Here is a 19519-nt window from a genome sequence, read left to right on the forward strand (position 1 = left end):
CTTAACCTTTCGTTCCGGGCAGCTCGCGGGACCAATCACCGGAGCGGCCCCCGGACTTCGCGGTGATGCCGCAGCGCCGGATATAGGCGGAGCGGTCAACGCCTTTGACCATGTCAATGAGCGCCAAGGCGGCGATGCTCACCGCGGTGAGCGCCTCCATTTCCACGCCGGTGCGGTCGGCGGTGCGCACTGTGGCTTCGATGAAGACGTGGTCTTCACGCAGCTCAATGTCCACCGCACAGCCATGCACCCCAATGGTGTGGGCCAGCGGAAGGAGATCTGGAACCTTCTTGGCAGCCGCGATGCCAGCCACACGCGCAACCGCAAGCACGTCCCCCTTAGGCACGGTTCCCTCCCGCAGCGCGGTGAGAACTTCTGGTGAGCACGCGACCTCGCCTTGGGCGGTAGCGGTGCGTACCGTGGGCTGCTTTTCGGTGACGTCCACCATATAGGCGGAGCCGGCGTCGTTGAGGTGAGTGAACTTCATGTCTAAACAGGGATCCTTTCCTAGCGTGGACCTAGCCTAGCTGACGAAGAGTGGGCCGATCCGGGTGTTCAGATGCGCGATCTTTGGTAGCAATGGAGGGGTGGGGGATGTGGAGGCGGATTGTGAAGCTAGTAAGGGTAGACGGTAAGTTGCTCGCCGGCGGCGACCGGACTCGTCAGCAGCGCAAAGCCGTGTGTGCCCGGAAGGGCGGCAACGTGGTGGCTGCGCATACGCGGACCCGGCGGTGGGCTTGCGGTAATGGATTCCGTCATGGTGATGGAGCACGGCTGAATGAGCGGGTGGTGAGGTTCGGGGAAGTCCGCACCGGCGACGGCCGTGAGGCACGGCCGGTCCTTGACACCCGCGGGGCGGGGCAGTCCGCGCAGAGAGCGCAGCAGTTGGGTGAGGTAGAGGTGTGCGGAGACAAACGCCGCCACCGGGTTGCCCGGCAAACACACCACGGGGATACCGTCCCAGAGCGCATGGCCCTGAGGCGCGCCGGGCCGTTGGTTGACGTGGCCGAACCAGTAATCATCGCGTTCCACGGCATCCTCAATCACGGCGCGAACCACGTCGAAGGCGCCGGCCGAGACGCCGCCGGTGGTGACAATGAGATCGGAATCCGCAGCGGCCGCGTTGAAGCGCCGGTGCAGCTCAATGGGGGAATCTCCACAGACCGTGCGGGTGATCTCGCAGAGACCGGTGGAAGAAATGAGGGCTTCGAGCATGGGCCCATTCGAATCGGAAAGCTGGCCGTTGATCAGCTCCTCACCCGTGGCAATGATGGTTACTCGTGGGATGCGGTGAACCACGGCGCTGTCAACGCCGGAGGAGAGGCTGGCGGCGATAAGGGGGGCGTCGACAAGCGTGGCAGATCCAGCGAGTTGGTGGCCGGCGTCGATGTGGGAACCGCGTCGCCGGATATGGTTACGGTCGGGCAGGTGGTGCACCGTGACGGTTTCAGGCACAGGTCCGGGCCCTAGGGGAACATCGGTGTTTTCTACTGGTATGACCAGGCCATCAAAACCCTCCGGAACCTCCCCGCCAGTCATGATTCGCACCGCGGTCCCAGGCTGCGGGACCTGAGTGGGTGAGCCTGCTGGGACATCACCTATAACAGGCAGCGTGAATGGGGTGGTTAAGTCATCAGGTGACGCCGGAGCTGGGATGAGGAAGCCGTCCATCGCCGAATTATCCCGCGGCGGGAGGGGAAGACGGGCGAAGAGTGGCTCGGCCAGAACGCGGCCTTGTACAAGGGGAGCGCGCTCCGCAGGCAGGACGCGAACCAATGCGTGGAGGCGGTCGAAATACTCCTCGATGCTTAAGTCAGTCCCAGTGCTTGTCATTGCACCCAATCTAGCCGCCGATGGCGGACATCGGGCGATCGGGCTGGAGGAATCCTTCATCATCCACACCATGGCCCGGCAGCTTCTTCCACATTTCGCCCGCCCACGCGGCGGCGAGTTCCGCGTCGCTAGCGCCGCTGCGCAACAAGTCCCGCAAGGACGTCTCCGAGTTGCCGAACAAGCAATTACGCACAGCGCCGTCCGCAGTGAGTCGCGTGCGGTCGCAATTGCCGCAGAAAGGCCTTGTCACGGATGCGATGACGCCGATTCGGCCTACCTGTATTAAGCCATCGCGCGCTTGCGCGGTCCACAGTGCGGCGGGGGCGGAGCCTCGGGGCTTCTGCACAGGCGTGAGCTCGAATTCTTCTCCCAAACGAGCCAAAATATCTTCTGCGGTGACCATCCGGGAGCGTTCCCATTCTTCGCGCGGGCCTAATGGCATCTGCTCGATGAAGCGCAGCTGCGCGCCTCGCTCGAGGCAGTAGCGCGCCAAGGGGACGATGTCCTCTTCATTTACTCCGGGCATAACCACGGCATTAACTTTGACCGTGCCCAGACGCCCTTCGCGGTGGGCGGCTGTGGTGGCTTCGATGGCGGCGAAGACATCGCCCAGCCTGTCGCGCCGGGTGAGGCGGGCATAAAGCTCAGGATCAATGGTGTCTAGGGAGATGTTGACGCGGTCCAGCCCCGCCTCAATGAGACCGTCCAGGCGGCGGGGGAGTCCCAAGCCATTGGTGGTCAGTGCGGTGGCGGGGGCCAACTTTTCGTCTGTGCGTAGCTGCGTCGTGGCGGCGATAATCTTCTCTAGCGACTTGCGCAGCAAAGGTTCGCCGCCGGTAAAGCGCACCTGGCGGATGCCCAAGTGGGTTACGGCAATCCTGATGAGGCGGATGGTCTCGTCGTCGCTGAGTGTCTGGGCAGTGGGCATCCACTCGAGGCCCTCGGCGGGCATGCAATACGTACAGCGGAGGTTGCAGCGATCGGTCAGCGAGACTCGAAGGTCGCGCGCTTGGCGTCCATAACGGTCGAGCAAGTCGCGGCGACCATCGCTTAATGCAGGCGGCAGGTCCGGAGGCGTTGCGTCGGCACCGCCGCGGGTGGAACCGCGCGGGGAGGGCGTAGGCAGAAAGACGCGATCAGACATTAACCACACTTTAGCCGGAGTAATAGCAGATCTATAGTCGCACGGCCCCTCTACTGCGTGGCGCCCTCTTCGGTATCGAGGCGCTGCGCCTCGCCCGGGCCCTTCAGCCGGATGATGTTATAGGCGCCCTCGGCAAGATGGGCACGAAGATCCTTCTTGTCGAACTTGCCCACCGAGGTCTTGTCGATGGACTTCACGAAGGTCCAGTACTCCGGCAGCATCCACGATGGAAGCTCAGAGCGCATCCCGTCACGCAGGCGCTCGGCGGTCTCAATCGTGGGGCTGATATCCGCCGCAAGAACGGTCACAGCTAGTGGGCGTTCGACCCACTGCTTGTCGGGGTAGCCAATGACGGCGCATTCGAGCACCACCGGGTTGGCCATGATGAGGTTTTCCAACTGGACGGAGTAGATCCACTCGCCGCCGGACCGGATGACATCGCGCGCGCGGTCCTCCACGGTGAGGAAGCCATCCTCGTTGACGAATCCTACGTCACCAGTGCGCAGCCAGCCGTCGGCCGTGAACTTGGCGGCGGCATCTTCGACGTCCTTCCCGCGGAATTCGTGGGCGGCACCGCCGTCCTCTGAGGTGGGCGAGTGATAGTAGGAGCCGGTCACCAGGTTGCCGCGCACCTGGATCTCGCCGGCATTACGGTCCGTGGTGTTGACCACGTGGCCGTCATTGACCACCCGGTATTCCAAGGAGGAGGGGAAGCGCCCCTGGGAAATGCGGTAGGCCCACCGAGCCTCACCCGAAGCACCTGAGGGCGGGCGCGCCACTGTACCCACCGTGGTGGTTTCCGCCATGCCCCACACGTGAACCACGTCCACGCCATAGCGCTCCTCCCAGCTCTTGATGAGCTGCGGCGGGACGGGCGATCCGCCGGCGAAAATCTCCGTCAGCGTCATGCGCTCCGGCGGGTTCTTGAGGTAGTGCACGAAGAGCTGAATCCAAATGGTGGGCACGCCATGCGCCACGCGCGGGGAGGTGGCGGCGATGATTTTGGCCAGGGTAGCGGGGGAGACGTCGGCGTCGGGAAGCACCAGCGGCGTGCCCGTCATCCACGCCGCAAAGGGAACGCCCCAGCTTAAAACGTGATAGATGGGGATGCAGCACAAGAAGGTCTCACCATGGGTCACGCACAGGGAGTCGGAGGAGCGCAACTGCATCCCCTCCAAAAACAGGGCGCGGTGCGAGTAGAGCACACCTTTCGGAGCGCCGGTGGTGCCTGTGGAGTAGCACAGGGCGGCAGCGGTGTGCTCATTCAACACCGGCCAGTTGTACACGGTGGAGCGCCCATCCAGAAGCTGTTCGTAGCTATAAACCTCAACGTTGCCCGGCAGTGGGGTGCTGGGCTTGCCGACGCCCGTGAACACCACCGCGCGCACGCAGTCCACGCCTTCCAGAACCTGGGCAAGCTGGTCGGCGAGGCGGGAATCCGCGACGATGACGCGAACCTCGGCGTGGTTGATGATGTGCCGGATCTGATCATTCATGAGCTGCTTGTTGAGCGGCGTAAACACCGCTCCCTTGCAGGCCGTTCCGAAAAGCACCTCGAGGTGTTCGGCGCAATTCCACATCAGGGAGCCCACGCGTTCATCACCAGTGATGCCGAGCGTGTCATGCAGGGCGTGGGCGAAAGCGGCGGCGCGTGCACCGATATCGGCGAAGGTCGTCTCTTCGCGTTCGTTGCCGGGATTGGCGCTGTGCCACGTGACTACCTGGGTTTGGCCGTGGACGGAGGAACCGTACTCCAGGATGCGGGTGAGGGACAGCGGGATATCCTGCATAGTGGAGAGCATGCGCACTACTTTAGCCGTGTCAGTGTGAGCGCGGTGGATGGATGCGGTATAGTTGTTCGCGACTGGCGGGGAAAGCCTTCCTCGCACCTCCGAGCTCCCTCCACGGCGTGCACACCTGCGGTGAAAAACTCATGGCAGTCCAACGGTGCGCGCGGCAATGAGAGGGTAGAGATACGCTCGCAGTCGCCTTCTTAAAATATCTCCCCGCGATTGACCCGCGGCCGCTTCCTTGAGTTCTTTTCGGAGTGCAGCAAGGAGTTCTTCACGTTCTGCTCCGCAGGGCCGGAGAGGGGGGAGAGCCAAAGAAAACCACCGCCCACGGGGATCGCGGTCGCGTGAACTCGCTGGTGGCGGCGGACCATCTCAATTACACACTGGCTTCCAACGCCCACGTGGAGCGGCACCACGCACAGTGCGGGTGCGGCTGAATAGACGGCGCGCGTTGGTGAAGCGACGAAAGGATATCCGTGAGCGATACGGACAAGACCGCAGCACAGGATCTCGCGTCCCTGAAGCTGCCGGAATTGCGCAAGCTGGCTGCGGAGCGTGGACTTCGCGGCGTCTCCGGACTGCGCAAGGGGGATCTCATCACCGCACTGACCACCGGCCAGGTGCCAGCGCGCGGCGCGAAGGCCGCAGCCCAAGCGGAGCCCAAGAAGGACGAACAGCCGCGCCGCGCTACCCGCAAGGCTTCTCGCCCTGCCGGCGCCGCAGACCAGGAGTCCGAGCAGCCGGAGCAAGATAAGAAGCGCAAGCAGGACCAGCCGAAGCAGCAGACTGATGAAGCTGCCAAATCTGACAAGGCTGATAAGTCCGAGCACAACGACGGTAACGACGAGCACCGCTACGAGTCCCGCTCCCAGGCTCGCCGCGCCCGCCGCAACCGCGCCCGCCGCCAGGAGCGCGAGGCCCGCGAAGAGGCCAAGGGCAACGGCAACGGAAACAATAACGGTGCCGAGAACAATAATGGCAAGTCCGAGGACAACCAGTCCCGCGGCGGAAACAACTCCGATAACGGTGAGCGCGGCAACGGTGGCAATAACGGTGGCGGCCACAACAATAACCGCCGCGACAACCACCGCAACGACGATGACAACAATGGCGGCGGTCGCCGTAACCGCCGCAACCGCCGTAACCGCCGCGGGCGTGACCGCGATGGTGGCGGCAATGGTGGCAACGATCTGCAGATCCGCGAGGGCGATGAAGTACAGGTAGTCGGCGGCATCCTGGAGGTCGTGGACAACAACGTGGCCTTCCTGCGCACCACCGGCTACCGCGCGGCCAGCTCCGATGTCTTTGTTAACAACAACCTCGTGCGCCGCCTGGGCCTGCGCTCCGGCGACGCGCTGACCGGCAAGGTCAAGGTTTCTGGCCCGACCCACACCCACGGCAACGGCCGCAACCGCCGCAAGTACAACCAGCTGGTGGAGGTCGACACCGTCAACGGACTGGATCCGTCGACTGCGAAGGACCGCCCGGACTTCTCCAAGCTCACCCCGCTTTACCCGAACCAGCGCCTGCGCTTGGAGACGGACCCGAAGATCCTCACCACCCGCGTCATCGACCTCATCATGCCGATTGGTAAGGGCCAGCGCGCGCTGATCGTCTCCCCGCCGAAGGCCGGTAAGACGACGATCCTGCAAAACATCGCCAACGCCATCGCCACGAACAACCCGGAGTGCTACCTCATGGTGGTCCTCGTGGACGAGCGCCCCGAAGAGGTCACGGACATGCAGCGCAGCGTCAACGGTGAGGTCATCGCCTCCACCTTTGACCGCCCGCCGTCAGAGCACACCTCCGTGGCGGAGCTGGCCATCGAGCGCGCCAAGCGCCTGGTGGAGCAGGGCAAGGACGTCGTCGTCCTCCTCGATTCCATCACCCGCCTGGGCCGCGCCTACAACAACTCCTCCCCGGCGTCGGGCCGCATCCTGTCCGGTGGTGTCGACTCCAACGCCCTGTACCCGCCGAAGCGCTTCTTGGGTGCTGCCCGCAACATCGAAAACGGTGGTTCGCTGACCATCATCGCCACCGCGATGGTGGAAACCGGCTCCACCGGTGACACGGTCATCTTCGAGGAATTCAAGGGCACCGGCAACGCCGAGCTCAAGCTCGACCGCGCCATCTCCGAGCGCCGCATCTTCCCGGCCGTGGACGTCAACCCGTCCGGCACCCGCAAGGACGAACTCCTGCTGGTTCCGGAGGAGGCGCGCATCATGACCAAGCTGCGCCGCATCCTTTCCGGCCTGGATTCCTTTGCTGCCATCGATTTGCTGATCAAGCAGCTCAAGAAGACCCGCTCCAACGGCGAATTCCTCATGCAGGTGGCCTCGTCTGCGCCCATGGCGGCAGATATGGATGAGGAGGACTACAAATAATGTCGAACCAGGTTTCCCTCGTTGATGACATCGTCTCCGCGTACCAGGGCATCGAGATGCAGATGGCTGACCCGGACGTAGCCGGAGATCAGAAGCAGTTCCGCAAGCTGTCCAAGCGCTACGCTGAACTGCGCCCCATCGTTGCTGTCAACGATGAACTCGTCCAGGCCCGCCAAGACCTGGCCGACGCCAAAGAGATGGCCTATGAGGACCACGAATTCCAGCCCGAGGTTGAGCGCCTCGAACCGCTCGTCGTGGAGCTGGAGGAGAAGCTCGCGGATCTGCTCGCTCCGCGCGATGAGCAGGACTCCGAGGACATCATCATGGAGATCAAGGCCGGCGCCGGCGGCGAGGAGGCAGCACTTTTCGCTGGCGACCTAGCCCGCATGTACGAGCGCTTCGCTGACAAGGCCGGCTTCCAGTGGGAGGTCCTGGGCCTCAACGAGTCCGACCTCGGCGGCGTCAAAGACATGTCCATCTCCTTCAAATCCAAGACCCCGTCCCGTGATGGCGCGTGGAGCGTGTTCAAGTTTGAGGGCGGCGTCCACCGCGTGCAGCGCGTCCCGGTGACCGAGTCCCAGGGCCGCATCCAGACCTCCGCAGCCGGTGTGCTGGTCTACCCGGAGCCGGAAGAAGTCGAAGCAGTCAACATCGATGACAAGGACATCCGCGTTGACGTCTACCGCTCCTCCGGTAAGGGCGGCCAGGGCGTGAACACCACCGACTCCGCCGTGCGCATTACCCACCTGCCCACGGGCCTGGTGGTGACCTGTCAGAAGGAGCGCTCCCAGATCCAGAACAAGGCGCGTGCCCTGCAGGTGCTGCAAGCCCGCCTGGATCAAATGGAGCGCGAGGCGCGCGAGGCCGAGGCCGGCGAGCAGCGCGCATCCCAGGTGCGCACCATGGACCGCTCCGAGCGCATCCGCACCTATAACTGGCCGGAGAACCGCATTACCGATCACCGCATCGGCTACAAGGCCAATAACCTCGACTCCGTTCTCAACGGCGACATGCACGACCTCATCGAGGCCCTGCAGGCCCAGGAGCGCGCCGAGCGCCTCGAGGCCGAGGGCTAGAAGGCTAAGGCACGGTTATTAACGGTGACATTTCACACCTATAGGGAGGCGCTTCGTGATGCCACGGAGCGCCTTCGCGCTGCCGGGGTGCCTTCACCCGAATGGGACGCGCGCCTGTTGGCCGCCCACCTCATCCACTGCGGGCACATGGACATCCCCCTCGACGAGCAACCGATCCCCGGTTTTGACGTGGCCTATGGAGCGTTGGTGGGGCGTCGTGAAGCGCGCGAACCACTCCAGCACATCCTGGGTGTCGCGTGGTTTGGTCCGCTCGAGCTTGAGGTCGGCCCGGGCGTGTTCATTCCACGCCCGGAAACGGAGGTGCTCGCCGACTGGGGAGTTAAATTTCTAACGAAATTTAACTCGTTGGAGTCGAAGGAATTTAACTCGTCGGAATCTCCCCGTGTCGTGGACTTGTGCGCTGGGTCCGGTGCGCTCGGGCTCTACGTCGCACACTACGTGCCACAGGCTGAGGTGTGGGCAGTAGAGCTTGCCGACGCCGCCCTGGCCTACACCCGCCGCAACGCCGCGACCGCTGCGCGCGGCGGGGCGGGAACTATAAACGTGGTCCAAGGGGATGTCACCGAGGCAGACCTCTTGCCGGAATTGCACGGCAGCGTCGACCTCGTGCTGACGAATCCGCCATATGTGCCGGAAACCCCGGACCTGGAACCGGAGGTTTATCAGGACCCGCACGAGGCAGTGTTCGGGGGAGTAGATGGCATGGAAACCATCAACGCGATGATCCCGACCATCGCTGCGCTGCTGCGCCCCGGTGGCCGCGTGGGCATCGAGCACGACGACGACACCTCCCAACAGGTGCAGGAAGCCCTGCGCGCGCATGGAGGATTTAGCCACATCGAGGTGCTCAAGGATCTCACTGGCACCGCCCGCTTTGTCACGGCACAGCGGGGAGTACAGTAGATTGGTCGAAGATTGGTCGACAAGCCGACAAGAACGGGATTAAAGGAGAGACCAATGCAGGGACAGATTTATAACTGTGCGGACGCCGCCGAGCGCGAAGAAGGAATGGCTCTTGCCGTCAAAGCAGCCAAGTCGGGGCGGCTTGTAGTGATGCCCACCGATACGCTCTACGGGCTGGGCTGCGATGCCTTTGATAACGACGCCGTGGCTAGCCTGCTGGCCACCAAGCACCGCGGCCCAGACATGCCGGTACCGGTGCTCGTGGGCTCCTGGGATACCGTCAAAGGCCTCGTCGCGTCGTTGGATGATACCGCCCAAACGCTGATCGAGGCCTTCTGGCCGGGCGGACTATCCATCGTCGTCCCGCAGGCGCCGTCGCTTCCCTGGAACTTGGGCGATACCCGCGGCACGGTGATGCTGCGCATGCCGCTGCACCCCATCGCCATCGAGCTTTTGCGTGAGGTCGGCCCCATGGCGGTGTCCTCCGCGAATATCTCTGGCCAAACCCCACCCACCACGGCGATTGCCGCCAAGCAGCAGCTGGGTAAGGCCGTCACCGTCTACCTCGACGGGGGAGAAGCAGAGGTAGGAAAGCCATCCACCATTATCGATCTGTCTGGCTCCCGCCCTTATCTTTTGCGCGAAGGCGCATTGAGCGCTGAGCAGATCGGAGAGGTCATCGGAGTATCCGCAGAGTCCTTGCGCACCCGCCCGAGCGCCCAATCCTCTTAAGGAGACATCAGTGGCTGGAACCGGAGTGCCGCTGCGCGAGCTAGCGTTGGTGATCTTTGTCGCGGCGGCGTTTACCTACCTCACCACCGGACTGGTGCGTACCTTCTTAGTGCGCAGCGGACAGGTGGCGGAGATTCGCCTGCGCGATAGTCACTCCCAGCCAACACCGCAGCTCGGCGGGGTGGCGATGTTCACGGGTTTTGCGGCCGCCGTCTATCTCGCAGGCCAGCTTCCAGCCTTGACTCGCGGCTTTATGCCCGTCACGCCTGAGATGAATGCTGTGCTGTGGTCAGCCGCAGCCATCGTCCTCGTGGGCGTGGTGGATGACTTAGTGGAGCTGAGCGCTCTGGTCAAGCTCATCGGTCAGCTCGTGGCCGCCGCCATCATGAGCGGGTTGGGGTTGACGTGGACGCTTCTCTTCCTGCCTTTTGGTGATGGAACTACGGTCATTTTGGACCAGGTCCAGGGGACACTCTTGACCACATTCTTCACCGTGTTGCTCATTAACGCCATCAACTTCGTCGACGGGCTCGACGGTTTGGCGGCCGGGCTGGGCATGATCGCCGGCGGCGCTATCTTGGTCTTCTCGCTGACGGTTCTGCACGACCAGGGCGGTGCAGTGTCCGCGTATCCGCCGGCGATTATCGCTGCCGCTCTTGTTGGCGTGTGTGCCGGGTTCCTCCCTCACAACTTTGAGCCCTCCCGCATCTTCATGGGGGATAGCGGTGCGATGCTGATTGGTTTGCTGCTCGCCGCGGCGTCGACGTCCGCCTCCGGCAAGATCAACATGTCTTTGTACGGCACCGTGGACATTGTGGCGTTGATGTCACCCGTCATCGTCGTGGTCGCCGCGGTCTTTATTCCAGTCCTGGACCTTGTCTGGGCCGTCATTCGCCGCGTATCGCAGGGGCGCTCGCCTTTCGCTGCGGATAAGGCGCACATTCACCACCGGCTGCTCTCCTTGGGGCACACGCACCGACGCACAGTACTGGTGCTTTATTTATGGGTCTCCGCGGTGGCGTTTGGGGCCGTCTCCTTTTCTATCGTTCCGGCCCCTGCGGCCGTGGCTTTGGCGGTTCTCGCGCTTGGCGTGGCCTTCGGCGTGACCCTGATTCCGCTGCGCCAGGGCAAGATTGGGCGTCGGCCGCGGGCTACCAGTGTGGTGCTGGAAACTGATCCTTCCTGAGGTAGGGTATGGGGCTGTGACTGATTCAACGACCTCCGAAGAGCTTTCGCCCTACGACGATCATCGTCGCCCCCTCAAGCGCGCCCTGCGTCTCGGGGTCATCGGCCTTATCGTCGTAACCATCGCGTCCCTGTCCATCTGGGGTGGCGTTCGCGGAGTGCCCGGAATTTGGGGAGTACTCGTCGGCGCGGCCATCGGCGGCGGCTTCGTGCTCTTTACCGCGGCCTCGGTGCTTATTACCGCACGCACGACACCCTCGACCACGATGGCTGTGGTCCTAGGTGGCTGGTTGCTTAAGGTCGTCATCCTCATCATGGTGTTGTTGCTGATCAAGGACCTAGAGTTCTACGACACGATGGCCCTCTTCGTCACCGTGCTGCTGGCGCTGGCGGTGACGTTGGGAACTGAGGTATGGGGCGTGGTCACCTCCAACGTGACTTACGTGTCTTAGCCTTTCTCGACCTTTTTCAGTGAGCCACTGCTCCCGGTGACCCGGGAGGGTGGCTTTTTGTGTAGCGAAATGACGCCGCTTCGGGCGCTCATTACCCCCGTCAAGGTGGGAAAACGCGGGTGTGTGACCAAATACACTTAGTAGGGTTTTGGCAGAATGTGGGCGTTTTATGCGGCCGCACGGCGCTGGGCTGTGCCTTTAGGTTCACAACGCTGCCCCCACGTGCGAAAACTTGAGGGCGAACTGATAGCATTCTCTTCGGGTTACCGCGGGTTAGCGTCATGCTATCCCGAAAAAGTACGGTTTATCCTTGCCCTGTTTACGCTGATGTGCGACGGAGTCCGTGAGCAGGGCAAAGAGCTTGAGACGTCCATCGCACCACATAGCCTTCGACAAGCTGTGTGGCCCGAACACGGGAGAGAACGCTGAGCGTTACGACATTGGCCATGAAGGGTGAGTTTCACGCACCCGAACTGGATCCAGAATTTTTCCCGGGGCACGTAACCGAAGATGGTGGAGTCGTCGATCTCCTGTTCGCCGATTTCGCCAACGGTTGGTTCGCTTTGGATCGCATCATGCTGGTCCGCCTGTTTATGGCGGCTATCTTGGTGCTCCTTTTTGTTGTCGCCTTCAGGAACCCGAAGCTGGTTCCTAAAGGATTGCAGAACGTAGCGGAGCATGCGATTGACTTCGTACGAATTCACATCGCAGAAGACATCTTGGGCCGTAAGGAAGGACGCCGTTTCCTTCCGATCCTGGCCACGATCTTCTTCGGTGTTTTGTTCTGGAACGTAGCAACTATCGTTCCAGCCCTAAACATCTCTCCGAATGCTCGTATTGGTATGCCAATCGTGCTGGCAGTCGTTGCGTACATCGCCATGATTTACGCCGGCGCAAAGCGCTTTGGCTTCGGCAAGTTCGTCAAGTCCTCGGTGGTTATTCCTAATCTGCCGCCGCTGCTGCACGTGCTTGTTGTACCGATTGAGGCTTTCTCTACGTTTGTCATGCGTCCAGTCACGCTGGCTCTTCGTCTTATGGCGAACTTCCTGGCTGGCCACCTCATTTTGGTCCTGTTGTACTCGGCAACGAACTTCTTCTTCTTCCAGTTCAACGGTTGGACCGCACTGAGTGGCCTCACTCTGGTCGCAGCGGTTCTGTTCACGCTGTACGAAATTATCGTCATCTTCCTGCAGGCATACATTTTCGCCCTGCTGACGGCGGTATACATCGAACTGTCGCTGCATGCAGATTCGCACTAACAACAACGCGAACCTCGCGGTTAACTAAATACCCCAGAAATCACCACTTCCCCCGCGGAACAATTCGCGGGAAAACATTGAAAGGGAACGACTTTCATCATGAACGAAATCATTCTTGCTCAGGCTGCTGACGAGTCCACCCTCAAGGGCCTCGGCGCTATCGGCTACGGCATCGCAACCATCGGCCCGGGTCTGGGCATCGGTATCCTCGTCGGCAAGACCGTCGAGGGCATGGCTCGCCAGCCGGAGATGGCCGGCCAGCTGCGTACCACCATGTTCCTGGGTATCGCCTTCGTTGAGGCCCTGGCACTTATCGGCCTCGTTGCAGGCTTCCTGTTCTAAAGAGCGCTTTACACAAAGTAAATCGAACTTTAAGAACGGAGCCCCATGAACAACGTCATTTACTACCTTGCAGCAGAGGGAAGTGAGCACCTGCCGCTGGAGAGCGGCAACTCCATCCTTCTGCCCAAGATGTACGACTTGGTCTGGTCGATCATTCCGTTCGCCATCATCCTGATTGTGTTCTGGAAGCTTGTTCTTCCGGCATACAACAAGATGCTGCAGGAGCGTGAAGACCGGATCGAAGGTGGCCTTAAGCGTGCGGAGGCTCAGCAGGCCGAAGCAAAGGCCGCTCTGGAAAAGTACAATGCTCAGCTCGCTGATGCTCGAGCAGAGGCTGCGGAGATTCGCGAGCAGGCGCGCGAGCGCGGCAAGCTGATCGAGGCAGAGGCTAAGGAAGCTGCAGAGGAAGAGTCTCGTCGCATCCTGACCGCCGGCGAGAAGCAGCTTGAAGCTTCTCGTGCACAGGTCGTGTCTGAGCTGCGTTCCGACATCGGACAGAACTCCATCAACCTGGCAGAGAAGCTGCTCGGCGGCGAACTTTCGGACGCCACCAAGCAGTCCTCCACGATTGATAACTTCCTGTCCGAGCTCGACACTGTGGCACCGGCCGGAAAGTAGGCAACGATGAAGGCAGCTAGCCGCGAAGCACTCGCTACCGTTGAGTCCAAGCTGGATGAGTTCCTCTCCGGCGACCGCTCGGTGGCGACTGCTACCCAGGCAGGCCAGGACCTCTTCGAGGTGGTCCGCGTCCTCGACGGTGACCGCGAACTGCGTGTCGCGCTGACCGACGACGCCGCTACCTCCGAGGAGCGCAAGTCCCTGGCCCAGACCCTTTTCGGCGGAAAGGTCACCCCGGTTGCACTCCAGGTGCTGCAGGAGGCCGCCGCCGCACAGTGGTCGACGCCGCGTGATATCGCCCGTGGCCTCATCATCCTCGGCCGCCGCGCTCTGCTGCGTGGCGCTGAGTTTGAGGGCAAGCTGGGCCAGGTGGAAGACGAGCTCTTCTCCCTGTCGCGCGTGCTTGACCGCGAAGGCGAACTGACCCAGCTGCTTTCAGACCGTACTGCTACGTCCGATCGCAAGGTCGGGCTGCTGGCAAGCGTGCTCTACGGCAAGGTCACGATGGTTACTGAGGCGCTTGCGCTGCAGGCCATTGGCCGCCCGGAGCAGAACCCGATTGATGATCTCGCCGGTTTGGCGGACACCGCAGCCAAGCTGCAGGGCCGTACCATCGCGCGAGTGACCACCGCGGGTGAGCTGAACGATAGCCAGCGGGCAGCACTCGCTGAAAAGCTGGGCAAAATTTATGGTCGTGCGATGTCCATCCACTCTGAGGTTGACACCAGCCTCCTCGGTGGTATGACCATCCGCGTCGGCGACGAAGTCATCGATGGCTCGACGGCAGGCAAGATTGCTCGCCTTCGTGCGCAGATGGCATAAGCCGAAACGACAGAAACGATTAAGTAATTGCTGGAAGATACTACCGAGAGCAGGAAGAACATGGCGGAGCTGACGATCTCCTCCGACGAGATCCGTAGCGCGATTGCGAACTACACCTCGAGCTACTCCGCGGAGGCCTCCCGTGAGGAGGTCGGCGTGGTCATTTCGGCAGCTGACGGTATTGCGCAGGTTTCGGGCCTGCCGTCCGTCATGGCGAATGAGCTGCTCGAGTTCCCCGGCGGCGTGATTGGCGTCGCACAGAACCTTGACACCAACTCCATCGGTGTCGTGGTCTTGGGCAACTTCGAGTCGCTTAAAGAAGGCGACGAGGTCAAGAGGACCGGCGAGGTTCTCTCCATCCCTGTGGGCGAGGAATTCCTCGGCCGCGTAATTAACCCCCTGGGCCAGCCGATCGACGGCATGGGCCCGATCACCGCTGAAGAGGACCGCGTCCTCGAGCTGCAGGCACCGTCCGTGCTGCAGCGTCAGCCGGTGGAAGAGCCGATGCAGACCGGCATCAAGGCTATTGACGCGATGACCCCGATTGGTCGCGGTCAGCGTCAGTTGATCATTGGTGACCGTAAGACGGGTAAGACCGCTGTCTGTATCGACACCATCCTGAACCAGAAGGCTAACTGGGAATCTGGCGACAAGAACAAGCAGGTCCGCTGCATCTACGTCGCCATCGGCCAGAAGGGCTCCACCATTGCTGGTGTGCGCCACACCCTGGAGCAGCACGGCGCACTGGAGTACACCACCATCGTGGCGGCTCCGGCATCCGACGCCGCCGGTTTCAAGTGGCTGGCACCGTTCTCCGGTGCAGCTCTGGGTCAGCACTGGATGTACCAGGGCAACCACGTCCTGATCATTTACGATGATCTGACCAAGCAGGCTGAGGCCTACCGTGCGATTTCCCTTCTTCTGCGCCGTCCGCCGGGCCGCGAGGCTTACCCGGGCGACGTCTTCTACCTCCACTCCCGTCTGCTGGAGCGCGCTGCGAAGCTCTCCGACGACATGGGTGCAGGTTCCATGACCGCATTGCCGATCATCGAGACCAAGGCGAACGACGTCTCCGCCTTCATTCCGACCAACGTTATTTCTATTACCGACGGCCAGGTCTTCCTGGAGTCCGACCTGTTCAACCAGGGCGTCCGTCCGGCAATTAACGTTGGTGTGTCGGTCTCCCGTGTTGGTGGTGCCGCACAGACCAAGGGTATGAAGAAGGTCGCCGGTAACCTGCGTCTTGAGCTGGCTGCCTACCGCGATCTGCAGGCCTTTGCGGCCTTCGCATCCGACCTGGATCCGGCCTCCAAGGCTCAGCTGGAGCGCGGTGAGCGTCTCGTCGAGCTGCTCAAGCAGTCCGAGTCCTCCCCGCAGCCTGTCGAGTACCAGATGGTGTCCATCTTCCTCGCAGACCAGGGCATCTTCGACGTCGTTCCCGTCGAGGACGTACGCCGCTTCGAGAAGGAGCTGCACGATCACCTCAACTCTGCAACCCCGCAGGTGTTCGAGCAGATCCAGGGCGGTACCGCTCTGACCGACGAGTCCAAGGATGCACTTGTTGCAGCTGCTAAGGACTTCATTCCGTCCTTCCGCACGACCGAGGGCCACAACCTCGGCACCGAGGCACCGGTTGACCCGCTCGCCGCGGATGACGTGAATAAGACCGAGCTCAACGTCTCCCGCAAGACGGCCAAATAGAGTTTCGCACGCTCTAAGAATTAACCGTCTAGATAAAGAAGGGAGGAGCGAACACCATGGCTAATCTTCGTGAACTGCGTGACCGAATCCGGTCCGTCAATTCCACCAAGAAGATCACCAAGGCACAGGAGCTCATTGCTACCTCGCGCATTACCAAGGCTCAGGCCAGGGTAGAGGCGTCGCAGCCTTATGCACGTGAACTGTCCAACGTGCTCAACAAGCTGGCGGCGCACACGTCCCTGGATCACCCGATGCTCCGGGAACGCGAAGATACAAAGGTGGCCGCCATTCTCGTGGTCTCTTCGGACCGCGGTATGTGCGGTGGCTACAACAACAACATCTTCAAGAAGGCGGCCGAGCTGGAAGCCCTGCTCAAGAGTGAGGGTTTCGAGACCGTCCGCTACGTGACCGGCAACAAGGGCGTTGGCTTCTACAAGTTCCGTGAGGCCGAGGTCGCAGGCAGCTGGACTGGATTCTCGCAGGATCCAACCTGGGAGAAGACGCACGACGTGCGCCGCCACATCATCGACGGCTTCGTCGCCGGTTCGAATGGCCAGGCCAAGACCCGCGAGGGTATTAACGTGGAGGGCGAGACCGTTCGCGGTTTTGACCAGGTCCACGTTGTGTACACCGAGTTCGAGTCCATGCTGACCCAGACCGCGCGTGTGCAGCAGCTGCTGCCGGTGGTACCGGTTATCGAGGAAGAGGACTACAACATGGGTGAGTCCGCGCTTTCCGACGCCGAGCCGAACAATCAGATCACTCCTGATTACGACTTCGAGCCGGATGCGGACACCCTCATGGACGCACTGCTTCCGCAGTACGTGTCCCGCCTCCTGTTTGCGATGTTCTTGGAGTCCTCGGCCTCCGAGTCCGCCGCACGCCGTACCGCAATGAAGTCTGCAACTGACAACGCAACCGAGCTGGTCAAGGACCTCTCGCGCGTGGCCAACCAGGCCCGTCAGGCGCAGATTACCCAAGAAATCACAGAGATCGTCGGTGGCGCTGGGGCGCTCGCCGAAAGCGCAGAAAGTGACTAGATTATGACTACAGCTCTGCAAGAGCAGAACACACAGTCGTCGGCTACCGCCGGCCGTGTGGTGCGTGTCATCGGTCCGGTCGTCGACGTGGAGTTTCCGCGTGGCGGGCTGCCGGCACTGTACAACGCACTGACCGTCGAGGTTTCCCTCGAGGCTGTTGCAAAGACCGTCACCCTTGAGGTCGCTCAGCACCTCGGTGACAACCTCGTCCGTGCCGTGTCCATGGCTCCGACCGACGGCCTCGTCCGCGGTGCCGCAGTGACCGACACCGGCAAGCCGATTTCCGTCCCGGTGGGCGATGTGGTCAAGGGCCACGTCTTCAACGCCCTCGGTGACTGCCTTGACCAGCCGGGTTTGGGCCGCGATGGCGAGCAGTGGGGTATCCACCGCGAGCCGCCGGCATTCGACCAGCTGGAGGGTAAGACCGAGATCCTGGAGACCGGTATTAAGGTCATCGACCTGCTGACCCCCTACGTGAAGGGCGGCAAGATCGGCCTCTTCGGTGGTGCAGGTGTGGGTAAGACCGTTCTTATCCAGGAGATGATTACTCGTATCGCACGCGAGTTCTCCGGTACCTCCGTCTTCGCAGGCGTCGGCGAGCGTACCCGTGAGGGCACCGACCTCTTCCTCGAGATGGAAGAGATGGGCGTTCTCCAGGACACCGCACTTGTCTTCGGCCAGATGGATGAGCCGCCAGGAGTTCGTATGCGCGTGGCTCTGTCCGGCCTGACCATGGCGGAGTACTTCCGCGATGTGCAGAACCAGGACGTGCTGCTGTTCATCGACAACATCTTCCGTTTCACCCAGGCCGGTTCTGAGGTGTCGACCCTGCTGGGCCGTATGCCTTCTGCCGTGGGTTACCAGCCGACCCTGGCTGATGAGATGGGTGTGCTGCAGGAGCGTATTACCTCCACCAAGGGTAAGTCCATTACCTCCCTGCAGGCCGTGTACGTGCCGGCCGATGACTACACCGACCCGGCTCCGGCGACCACCTTCGCCCACCTCGATGCCACCACCGAGTTGGACCGTGGTATTGCTTCGAAGGGTATTTACCCGGCAGTGAACCCGCTGACCTCTACCTCTCGTATTCTGGAGCCGTCCATCGTGGGCGAGCGCCACTACGAGGTGGCACAGCGTGTCATCGGTATTCTGCAGAAGAACAAGGAGCTCCAGGACATCATCGCCATCCTTGGTATGGACGAGCTGTCTGAGGAAGACAAGATCACCGTTCAGCGTGCTCGCCGCATCGAGCGCTTCCTGGGCCAGAACTTCTTCGTCGCAGAGAAGTTCACCGGCCTGCCGGGCTCCTACGTGCCGCTGGCCGATACCATCGATGCTTTCGAGCGCATCTGCAACGGCGAATTCGACCACTACCCGGAGCAGGCCTTCAACGGCCTGGGTGGCTTGGACGACGTCGAGGCTGCGTACAAGAAGCTGACCGAGAAGAAGTAGGGAGAGGCACATGGCTGACATCACCGCCGAATTGGTTTCCGTCGAGCGCCTGCTGTGGACCGGAAAGGCCACCATGGTGACGGCTGAAACCACCGAGGGTGAGATCGGCGTGCTTCCTGGCCATGAGCCCATGGTCGGTCAGTTGATCGACAATGGTGTAGTGACCATCCACCCGGCAGACGGCGAGCGTCGCGTCGCCGCTGTCCAGGGTGGCTTCCTCTCCGTGTCCGAGAACAAGATCACCGTCCTCGCCGATTGGGCCATCTGGGCCTCGGAGGTCGATGAAGCACAGGCACAGGAAGACCTGAAGTCTGAGCGCGAGCTGACGAGGTCCCGTGGCGATGCCGCATTGCGCGCCGCCCGCCGCTTCAACAGCTAACGGATGAGCGGAGAGGGAAACGACGGGCAGCAATGACCGCCCTTCCCACTCTCACCTAGGAACCCCACGCCCTCGCTAAGAGGGGGTGGGGTTCCTTCGTGATCTGCGCCAAAGGTCAAGCAAGGACTAGCATTGTCTCCTCCGCGAGCGGTAGAATCAACGCAACGTTTCTTACTCGCGGTGAAGGAAATCAACCCATGAACTCTCAGGTGCTCCAAGGGCTATCTATTCTTTTAGGTCTGTGCGCACTGATTCTTCTGGTTGTCGTCATTCTGGCCGCAGTTCGGTTTTTTACGGTGCGTTCCCGCGGAACGAGCATCCTTCTGCGCCGGCTTCCTTCGAAGGACTCCCATACGTGGCGTCACGGCCTCGTGCGCTATGAC

19 protein-coding genes are annotated in these 19519 nt (G+C 61.8%); 15 read left to right on the forward strand and 4 right to left on the reverse strand.

The window, feature by feature from the left end; translation table 11 throughout:
- Position 1 precedes the first annotated feature (1 nt).
- The 4 genes from moaC to HMPREF2698_RS07115 form a co-directional block, all read right to left on the reverse strand.
- The gene (moaC, locus tag HMPREF2698_RS07100) at positions 2-487 is read right to left on the reverse strand and encodes a cyclic pyranopterin monophosphate synthase MoaC (protein WP_070531177.1); all 486 of its coding nucleotides are present in this window, start codon (positions 485-487) and stop codon (positions 2-4) included.
- A 128-nt stretch (positions 488-615) separates the two neighbouring features.
- Positions 616-1833: a molybdopterin molybdotransferase MoeA gene (locus tag HMPREF2698_RS07105; protein WP_070563236.1), complete on the reverse strand. Its 1218-nt coding sequence runs from the start codon at positions 1831-1833 to the stop codon at positions 616-618.
- 10 nt (positions 1834-1843) lie between these two features.
- Positions 1844-2977 carry a GTP 3',8-cyclase MoaA gene (gene moaA / locus HMPREF2698_RS07110; protein ID WP_070563240.1) on the reverse strand — a complete coding sequence of 378 codons (1134 nt, stop codon included), beginning with the start codon at positions 2975-2977 and terminating at the stop codon, positions 1844-1846.
- A gap of 50 nt (positions 2978-3027) precedes the next feature.
- Positions 3028-4779 carry a long-chain fatty-acid--CoA ligase gene (locus tag HMPREF2698_RS07115; protein WP_070563242.1) on the reverse strand — a complete coding sequence of 584 codons (1752 nt, stop codon included), beginning with the start codon at positions 4777-4779 and terminating at the stop codon, positions 3028-3030.
- A gap of 467 nt (positions 4780-5246) precedes the next feature.
- Between HMPREF2698_RS07115 and rho the strand changes: the two genes are divergently transcribed.
- The 15 genes from rho to HMPREF2698_RS12950 all read left to right on the forward strand — a co-directional run.
- Entirely contained in the window at positions 5247-7154 is a 1908-nt protein-coding gene (gene rho / locus HMPREF2698_RS07120; protein ID WP_070563244.1) for a transcription termination factor Rho, read from the forward strand.
- Positions 7154-8230, forward strand: coding sequence for a peptide chain release factor 1 (prfA, locus tag HMPREF2698_RS07125; RefSeq protein WP_070563247.1), 1077 nt, complete (start codon positions 7154-7156; stop codon positions 8228-8230). The genes rho and prfA overlap by 1 nt, the downstream gene beginning before the upstream one ends.
- Positions 8231-8254: 24 nt before the next feature.
- Positions 8255-9154 (forward strand): peptide chain release factor N(5)-glutamine methyltransferase, encoded by a 900-nt coding sequence (prmC, locus tag HMPREF2698_RS07130; protein ID WP_070563250.1) that lies wholly within the window; start codon positions 8255-8257, stop codon positions 9152-9154.
- Positions 9155-9208: 54 nt separating this feature from the next.
- On the forward strand, positions 9209-9886 hold the full coding sequence (locus HMPREF2698_RS07135; RefSeq protein WP_046648928.1) for an L-threonylcarbamoyladenylate synthase: 678 nt from the start codon (positions 9209-9211) through the stop codon (positions 9884-9886).
- Positions 9887-9896: 10 nt separating this feature from the next.
- Positions 9897-11072 (forward strand): MraY family glycosyltransferase, encoded by a 1176-nt coding sequence (locus HMPREF2698_RS07140; RefSeq protein ID WP_070525174.1) that lies wholly within the window; start codon positions 9897-9899, stop codon positions 11070-11072.
- A gap of 16 nt (positions 11073-11088) precedes the next feature.
- Complete coding sequence (locus HMPREF2698_RS07145; RefSeq protein WP_070525176.1) at positions 11089-11523, forward strand: Cg1360 family ATP-synthase-associated protein; 435 nt, start codon at positions 11089-11091, stop codon at positions 11521-11523.
- Positions 11524-11969: 446 nt separating this feature from the next.
- Positions 11970-12782 carry a F0F1 ATP synthase subunit A gene (gene atpB / locus HMPREF2698_RS07150; RefSeq protein ID WP_070525178.1) on the forward strand — a complete coding sequence of 271 codons (813 nt, stop codon included), beginning with the start codon at positions 11970-11972 and terminating at the stop codon, positions 12780-12782.
- 99 nt (positions 12783-12881) lie between these two features.
- A complete protein-coding gene (locus tag HMPREF2698_RS07155; RefSeq protein ID WP_010187073.1) occupies positions 12882-13124 on the forward strand; it encodes an ATP synthase F0 subunit C in 243 nt (80 codons plus the stop codon).
- Positions 13125-13169: 45 nt separating this feature from the next.
- Positions 13170-13742: a F0F1 ATP synthase subunit B gene (locus tag HMPREF2698_RS07160; RefSeq protein WP_046648931.1), complete on the forward strand. Its 573-nt coding sequence runs from the start codon at positions 13170-13172 to the stop codon at positions 13740-13742.
- Between the two features lie 6 nt (positions 13743-13748).
- Positions 13749-14564 (forward strand): F0F1 ATP synthase subunit delta, encoded by an 816-nt coding sequence (locus HMPREF2698_RS07165; RefSeq protein WP_070563259.1) that lies wholly within the window; start codon positions 13749-13751, stop codon positions 14562-14564.
- Positions 14565-14624: 60 nt separating this feature from the next.
- Positions 14625-16265, forward strand: coding sequence for a F0F1 ATP synthase subunit alpha (gene atpA / locus HMPREF2698_RS07170; protein ID WP_070563262.1), 1641 nt, complete (start codon positions 14625-14627; stop codon positions 16263-16265).
- Between the two features lie 56 nt (positions 16266-16321).
- Positions 16322-17305: a F0F1 ATP synthase subunit gamma gene (locus HMPREF2698_RS07175; protein WP_046648933.1), complete on the forward strand. Its 984-nt coding sequence runs from the start codon at positions 16322-16324 to the stop codon at positions 17303-17305.
- 3 nt (positions 17306-17308) lie between these two features.
- A complete protein-coding gene (atpD, locus tag HMPREF2698_RS07180) occupies positions 17309-18757 on the forward strand; it encodes a F0F1 ATP synthase subunit beta (protein ID WP_070528745.1) in 1449 nt (482 codons plus the stop codon).
- Between the two features lie 10 nt (positions 18758-18767).
- Positions 18768-19136 carry a F0F1 ATP synthase subunit epsilon gene (locus HMPREF2698_RS07185; RefSeq protein ID WP_046648936.1) on the forward strand — a complete coding sequence of 123 codons (369 nt, stop codon included), beginning with the start codon at positions 18768-18770 and terminating at the stop codon, positions 19134-19136.
- A 197-nt stretch (positions 19137-19333) separates the two neighbouring features.
- A partial coding sequence (locus tag HMPREF2698_RS12950) for a DUF2550 family protein (RefSeq protein WP_141748933.1) occupies positions 19334-19519 on the forward strand: 186 nt, incomplete at its 3' end.

Origin of the sequence: Corynebacterium sp. HMSC072A02 (assembly GCF_001810085.1) — a bacterium.
Classification (GTDB): domain Bacteria; phylum Actinomycetota; class Actinomycetes; order Mycobacteriales; family Mycobacteriaceae; genus Corynebacterium; species Corynebacterium hesseae.